7 protein-coding genes are annotated in these 7086 nt (G+C 63.9%); 5 read left to right on the forward strand and 2 right to left on the reverse strand.

Annotation, left to right across the window (positions count from 1 at the left end):
* The first annotated feature begins 4 nt into the window (after nt 1–4).
* The 3 genes from topA to GSQ95_RS18795 all read left to right on the forward strand — a co-directional run bounded on the left by topA (nt 5) and on the right by GSQ95_RS18795 (nt 3555).
* Nucleotides 5–2611 (forward strand): type I DNA topoisomerase, encoded by a 2607-nt coding sequence (gene topA / locus GSQ95_RS18785; RefSeq protein ID WP_158894143.1) that lies wholly within the window; start codon nt 5–7, stop codon nt 2609–2611.
* A gap of 58 nt (nt 2612–2669) precedes the next feature.
* Nucleotides 2670–3188, forward strand: a complete 519-nt coding sequence (locus GSQ95_RS18790) for a DUF6586 family protein (protein ID WP_158894155.1) — start codon at nt 2670–2672, stop codon at nt 3186–3188.
* Between the two features lie 130 nt (nt 3189–3318).
* A complete protein-coding gene (locus GSQ95_RS18795) occupies nt 3319–3555 on the forward strand; it encodes a hypothetical protein (RefSeq protein ID WP_158894145.1) in 237 nt (78 codons plus the stop codon).
* 66 nt (nt 3556–3621) lie between these two features.
* On the opposite strand, the gene sulA is transcribed toward GSQ95_RS18795, so the two are convergent.
* Together sulA and lexA are read right to left on the reverse strand one after the other, a co-directional pair.
* Nucleotides 3622–4122 (reverse strand): SOS-induced cell division inhibitor SulA, encoded by a 501-nt coding sequence (sulA, locus tag GSQ95_RS18800; protein WP_158894147.1) that lies wholly within the window; start codon nt 4120–4122, stop codon nt 3622–3624.
* Between the two features lie 181 nt (nt 4123–4303).
* Complete coding sequence (lexA, locus tag GSQ95_RS18805; RefSeq protein ID WP_158894149.1) at nt 4304–4915, reverse strand: transcriptional repressor LexA; 612 nt, start codon at nt 4913–4915, stop codon at nt 4304–4306.
* Nucleotides 4916–5149: 234 nt separating this feature from the next.
* Between lexA and GSQ95_RS18810 the strand changes: the two genes are divergently transcribed.
* Together GSQ95_RS18810 and nagZ are read left to right on the forward strand one after the other, a co-directional pair.
* Nucleotides 5150–5860, forward strand: coding sequence for a TetR/AcrR family transcriptional regulator (locus tag GSQ95_RS18810; protein ID WP_133862796.1), 711 nt, complete (start codon nt 5150–5152; stop codon nt 5858–5860).
* 80 nt (nt 5861–5940) lie between these two features.
* Entirely contained in the window at nt 5941–6933 is a 993-nt protein-coding gene (gene nagZ, locus GSQ95_RS18815) for a beta-N-acetylhexosaminidase (protein ID WP_158894151.1), read from the forward strand.
* The last annotated feature ends 153 nt before the right edge of the window (nt 6934–7086 follow it).

Raw genomic sequence — 7086 nt, forward strand, 5'->3', positions numbered from 1 at the left:
TCCCATGGGTAAATCGCTGGTCATCGTGGAATCCCCGGCCAAGGCCAAGACCATCAACAAGTACCTGGGTAACCAGTACGTGGTGAAGTCGAGCATCGGCCACATCCGCGACCTTCCCACCAGCGGCGCCGGCACCGCCAAGGAGCCCGCCGCCAAGACGCGCAAGACCGCCGCCGAGGCGCCCGCGCTGTCACCCAAGGAAAAGGCCCGGCGCCAGCTGTTCGCCCGCATGGGTGTCGATCCGGAGCATGGCTGGAAGGCGCACTACGAGATCCTGCCCGGTAAGGAAAAGGTGATCGAAGAGCTGCGCCGGCTGGCCAAGGACGCTGACACCGTCTATCTCGCAACCGACTTGGACCGCGAAGGGGAGGCCATCGCCTGGCACCTGCGGGAAGCCATCGGCGGCGACGACTCGCGGTACAAGCGTGTGGTCTTCAACGAGATCACCAAGAAGGCCATCCAGGAGGCCTTCTCCCGGCCGGGCGAGCTGGACATCAATCGCGTCAATGCCCAGCAGGCGCGCCGCTTCCTTGACCGCGTGGTCGGCTACATGGTCTCGCCGCTGCTGTGGTCGAAGATCGCCCGCGGTCTGTCCGCTGGTCGAGTGCAGTCGGTGGCGGTCAAGCTGGTGGTGGAGCGTGAGCGCGAGATCCGTGCCTTCGTCCCCGAGGAATACTGGGAAATCCACGCCGACCTGGCCACGCCGAAAAAGGCTCAGGTGCGCTTCGAAGTGGTGCGCGAGAAGGGTGAAGCCTTCAAGCCGCTGAACGAAGCCCAGGCCAAGGCCGCCCTGACCAAGCTGGAGAAGGCTGCCTATCGCATCGCCAAACGCGAAGACAAGCCGACCAGCAGCCGGCCCTCGGCACCCTTCATCACTTCCACCCTGCAGCAGGCCGCGAGCAATCGCCTGGGCTTCGGGGTGAAGAAGACCATGATGATGGCTCAGCGTCTCTATGAGGCCGGCTACATTACCTACATGCGTACCGACTCGACCAACCTGTCGGGCGATGCCATCGCCATGGCCCGCGGCTACATCGAGAGCGAATTCGGCAAGCAGTACCTGCCGGAAAAAGCCAATGTCTACGGCAGCCGCGAAGGTGCCCAGGAAGCGCACGAGGCCATCCGTCCGTCCGACATCAACGTCAAGCCCAACAGCCTGTCGGGCATGGAGCGTGATGCCGAGCGCCTGTACGAACTGATCTGGCGTCAATTCCTGGCCTGCCAGATGCCGCCGGCCGAATACCTGTCCACCACCGTGACTGCCGCGGCGGGTGACTTCGAGCTGCGTGCCCGTGGCCGCATCCTCAAGTTCGACGGCTATACCCGGGTCCTGCCGCAGCAGAGCAAGCCGGGCGACGATGACGTACTGCCCGAAATGAAGCAGGGCGAGGACCTCGGCCTAGTCAAGCTCGATCCGAGCCAGCACTTCACCAAGCCGCCGGCCCGCTTCTCCGAAGCCAGCCTGGTCAAGGAGCTGGAGAAGCGCGGCATCGGCCGGCCGTCGACCTATGCTGCCATCATTTCCACCATCCAGGATCGCGGCTACGTGACGGTGCACAATCGCCGGTTCTATGCCGAGAAGATGGGCGACATCGTTACCGACCGGTTGAACGAAAGCTTCGCCAACCTGATGGACTTCAGCTTCACCGCCAACATGGAAGGCAATCTGGACAACGTCGCCCAGGGCGAACGGGACTGGAAGAATCTGCTCGACGAATTCTATGGGGATTTCAAGCAGAAGCTGGAATACGCCGAAGCGGGCGAGAAGGGCATGCGCGCCAACCAGCCGACCCTGACGGACATTCCCTGCCAGCTCTGCGGCCGGCCAATGATGATCCGTACCGCCTCCACTGGCGTCTTCCTGGGCTGCTCCGGTTACGCCCTGCCGCCCAAGGAACGCTGCAAGGCCACCATCAACCTGGTGCCGGGCGACGAGATCGCCGAAGACGACGAGGGCGAATCCGAGTCCCTGGTCCTGCGCGGCAAGCATCGCTGCCCGATCTGCAGCACCGCGATGGACGCCTATCTGATCGACGAGCACCGCAAGCTGCACGTCTGCGGCAACAACCCGGACTGCCCGGGCTACGAGATCGAGGAGGGCAGCTATCGCATCAAGGGCTACGAAGGCCCGTCGCTGGAATGCGACAAGTGCGGCAGCGAGATGCAGCTCAAGACCGGCCGCTTCGGCAAGTTCTTCGGCTGTACCAACCCGGCCTGCAAGAACACCCGCAAGCTGCTCAAGAACGGTGAGCCGGCGCCGCCGAAGATGGACGCCGTGCCCATGCCTGAGCTGCGTTGCGAAAAGGTCGACGACACCTATGTGTTGCGTGATGGCGCTTCGGGCCTGTTCCTGGCGGCCAGCGGCTTCCCGAAGAATCGCGAAACCCGTGCGCCGTTGGTCAGCGAACTGCTGCCCCATCGCGACGAGATCGATCCCAAGTACCATTATCTGCTCAGTGCCCCGGTGAAGGATGGCGAGGGTCGCCCGGCGGTGATCCGCTTCAGCCGCAAGACCAAGGAGCAGTACGTGCAGACCGAGGTCGAGGGCAAGCCCACCGGCTGGAAGGCCTTCTACGACGGCAAGAAGTGGCAGGTGGAAGAGAAGCGCTAGGGCCTCTGGCTCCGGCGCGAGACAGGTGGTCGGCGTGAGTCGACCCGAGGAGAAGGGCATGGCCAACGAGCGTTACACCCGCACCAACCAGAAGCTCTATTTCGCCGGTCTGGGCCTGGACAGCTGGCGCTCGGCTCAGGCGGCGCCTTCCGCGCAAAGCCAAGGCCGCATCATGGCCGAGCGCGAGGCCTGCCTGTTTCACCTGCATGGCGCCCTGCTGGGCCTCTGTCAGGAAGTGGCGGGTTTCTACCGTCATCCCACCCTGGAGGCCACGTCGCTCGCCGTCCTGCTCTCACCCGAAGCCCTGAACGAGGCGCCCAGTCCGGAAATGGGTGAGCTGGTGGAGCTGGCTGGCAACCCGGAAACCTGGCTGGCGCGGCTGATCGCCGAATACCAGCGGTTGCTGCAGCCGCCCCAGGCGCCACGACGGCCCAAGCAGGACCCGACGCTGGCCTTGATCGAGGCAGTCAGCCTTGAGCCGGCGGAGCCGGAACTGGGTCTTGAAGAAGTGGACGCCTGGCGCGAAAGCCTCAAGCAGACGGCGCTCAGGTTCCGTGGTGCCATGACCGAGTGGTAGACCTGTTCCACCAGCAACTCATCCGAGGCCATCAGGATGCTGGCCTTGCAGACCGTCGAAAAAGGCTCAGGCAAGTCAGCCTCTCAGACCCCATGCTGTTACACTATCCGCTTAGCTGTGGAGATACTGAATGACTACTGCCTACCTGGAAATCGTTGAACTCTCCGATGGTCGCATCGTGTTGCGCCGTACGGACGACGAGGAAGCCCTCGTTACCCTTGAGTTTTCCAGCGATGCCAAGGATTTCCTGCATGGACAGCAGATAGAGGTGGCCAAGGCCATGTTCAATCTGGGCGTGCAGATGGCGGGTCGCCTGGCCGAAGGCGACAGCCTCCAGCGTGATGATCAACCGCGCGTCCTGCACTGATACTTCTCTCGATCTGGCATTCCACACTGGAATGCCGCCACTACAGGCCATGTTGGCGCCTGCTTCCTAAGCGAACCTGACGTTCAGACTCTGGCTGTTGCCCTGAGCCGCGGCGCGTGCCAGTTGCTGCTTGCCCGCATCGCTCAGGTCGTGCAGCCAGCTGATCACCGTATGACTCTGCCCCTTGCGCAACACCTCGCAGGCCAGTTGCAGGGTCTTGGCAGCGCTCGGCGTCTGCAGCAGCAGCACGCGCTCTGGATTCAGATGGGTACTGCGCAGCCAGGCGTTGCTGAGCAGCGACGGCGGCGTGACCAGGGTCAGCCAGCGGGCATCGTCCTTGTCGCTCAGTTGTCGCAGGATGGGTGCGAGCAGTTGCAAGCACTGCTCCTGGCTACCGTGCAGAGACATCTCGCTGAAGGTGTCCGGCAGCGGGGCGGCCGGCAGCTCCCGTGCCGGCCTGCCGGGCTTGGGCAGAAAGGCGGTCAGCTCCTGCAGCAGGAGCTCGGGTGCCAGATCCAGCTCTTGAACGGACGAGCGCGGTGCATCGAACATCAGGGGAAATTGCATGGCGACCTCCTGGAGGCGACTCGATCAAATCCACTTGAGATCATGTACCACGGATACATGACGTCACTGTGCTCAGCCTGGTCTTGAACGCTTTCCGGAGCGCGAACAGATATCCCCGATCAAGACTTCGGCGTAAGGCAAAAGGCGTGATAACGGCTGGCCCGAGGGCCAGCCTTAGACGTTAGCGGCGGATGACGCCAACGCTTAACCCTTCGATGGCGAATTCCTGGGTGGAAAGATCGACTTCGATAGGGGCGAACTCGGGATTCTCTGCCAGCAGAGTGACCTGGTTGCCCGAGCGCTTGAATCTCTTCACGGTCACCTCGTCGCCTACCCGGGCCACGACGATCTGGCCATTATGCACCTCACGGGTCACATGGACGGCCAGGAGGTCGCCATCGAGGATGCCGACGTCTCTCATGCTCATGCCCTTGACCCTGAGCAGGTAGTCGGCACGGGGCTGGAAGAAAGCCGGATTGATAGCGCAGTTCTCTTCGACGTTCTGTTCGGCCAGGATGGGCGCGCCCGCGGCAACCCGACCAATGACCGGCAGACTCTCGTCGGCTTTGCGCGTGGCATCCAGACCCGGGATGCGGATGCCCCGGGAGGCGCCCGGCGTCATCTCGATGGCGCCCTTGCGTGCCAGGGCCTTGAGGTGCTCCTCGGCCGCATTCGGCGATTTGAAACCAAGCTCCTGCGCGATCTCCGCGCGGGTAGGCGGAAAGCCATTGGCTTCGAGGCAACGCTTGATGAAGGCCAGGATCTCGGCTTGTCGCGGTGTCAGTTTCAGCATGATGCACGTCGCGTCGTCTAATGATGCTGTGATTATATACAGTAACTCCGGGTGGTAGGCAAGGCCGCCGGCCATGCCTTCGGACGACAGGCCGGATTCACCGCAATCTGCCTCCCGGCGTGGATCGCCGGGCCTTTCACGCCTTTCTAGAGAGCCCTCGGGTCCAGCTCGCGATTGACTTGGATTCCGTTTGAAACATATGTTTCAAACGGAATTCATCTATCGGGGAAGGTCATGGCGCAGTCGGATACCGTGGAGCGCATTCTGGATGCGGCCGAGCAGCTGTTCGCCGAGCGCGGCTTTGCCGAAACCTCGTTGCGACTCATCACCACGCGCGCCGGGGTCAACCTGGCGGCGGTCAACTATCACTTCGGCTCGAAGAAGGCGCTGATCCAGGCGGTGTTCTCGCGCTTCCTCGATCCCTTCTGCTTCAACCTGGAGCGGGACCTCGATCAGTGGCAGCCTAAGCATGGCGAGGACGTGAGCCTGGAGGCGCTGTTGAATCTGCTGGTGGATCACTCCCTGGCCATCAAGCCGCGGCATGGCAATGACCTCTCGGTGTTCATGCGTCTGCTGGGCCTGGCCTTCAGCCAGAGCCAGGGCCACCTGCGCAAGTACCTGGAGCAGACCTACGGCCGTGCCTTCCGCCGCTTCCTGCTGCTGGTGAATCGAGCCGTGCCCGAGATCCCGCCGCTGGAGCTGTTCTGGCGCGCCCACTTCATGCTGGGCGCGGCGGTGTTCAGCATGTCCGGGATCAAGGCGCTGCGGGCGATCGGCGAAAACGACTTCGGCGTAGATACCCATACCGATCAAGTGTTGCGACTGATGGTGCCCTTCCTCGCCAGCGGGATGCGCGCGCCCACGGCGATGCACGCGCCGGAGCTGGCCCAGGCGCAGTATCGGCCACGGCGGCCGGTGGTCGCGGAGACGGCCGAGAGCTACTAGGCTGCGAGGCCGGCGGTGCCTGGGGTAAGCTTGCGTCCCTTTCACGGCGCCGTGCGCCGGAGCATTCGGACGAGGTACCCATGCAAGGCTCCCTGATGGTCGATATCGCTGGCACCTGGCTCACCGCCGAGGATCGCCAGCTGCTGCGCCAGCCGGAGGTGGGCGGACTGATCCTGTTCGCCCGCAACATCGAAACCCCGGGGCAGGTACGGGAGCTGTGCCGCGCCATTCGCGCGGTGCGGCCGGAGCTGTTGCTGGCCGTGGACCAGGAAGGCGGTCGCGTGCAGCGTCTGCGCCGCGACGTGGTGCGGCTGCCGGCCATGGGTCAGCTGGGCGGGCGCGCGGACAGCGCGGAACTGGCCCGCCTCTGCGGCTGGCTGATGGCGACCGAGATCCTGGCAGTGGGGCTGGACTTCAGTTTCGCCCCGGTGCTGGACATCGACCATGGACGCAGCCAGGTCATCGGCGCCCGTTCCTTCGGCAGTGCCGACCAGGTGATCGAGCTGGGTAGCGCCTTTATCGCCGGCATGGGCGACGCCGGTATGGCCGCCACCGGCAAGCACTTCCCCGGCCATGGCTGGGCCGAAGCCGACTCCCACTATGCCATTCCCACCGACGAGCGCGATCTGGACACCCTGCTGCGCACCGACCTGCGCTCGTTCCAGGCTCTCTTGCCGAGCCTGGGCGCGGTGATGCCTGCTCACGTCATCTATCCTGCAGTGGATCCCCAGCCGGCCGGCTTTTCCCGCCGTTGGCTGCAGGACATCCTGCGCGGCGAGCTGGATTACCAGGGCGTGATCTTCAGCGACGACCTGTCGATGGCGGGTGCCCACGTCGCGGGGGATGCCGGCCAGCGCGTCGAGGCGGCGCTCTCCGCCGGCTGCGACATGGGGCTGGTGTGCAATGACCGTGCAGCGGCCGAGCTGGCCCTGATCCGGGTGCAGCAGCTGGGCGTCTCGCCCGCGCCACGCTTGGCCAGCATGAGAGCCCGCCGCCTGGTGGATCTCGATTACCGCCAGCAACCGCAGTGGAGTCTTGCCCTGCGGCGGCTGCGCCAGGCTGAACTCATCTAAGAGTCTATTCAAAGCCTGCTGCGCATCGGCCAAACCACGTTAAAAATGCCCTGGATCGCCAGCCCGGTCGGAATGCTCATTTACCATACGTAAACTCCACTTCCTCAGGCATTTTCGCCTTGTTTGTCTCTAGCTCGCGAGCCTTTGAACAGG

Source organism: Pseudomonas sp. BAV 4579 (genome assembly GCF_009765395.1).
Classification (GTDB): Bacteria; Pseudomonadota; Gammaproteobacteria; order Pseudomonadales; family Pseudomonadaceae; genus Chryseomonas; species Chryseomonas aestiva.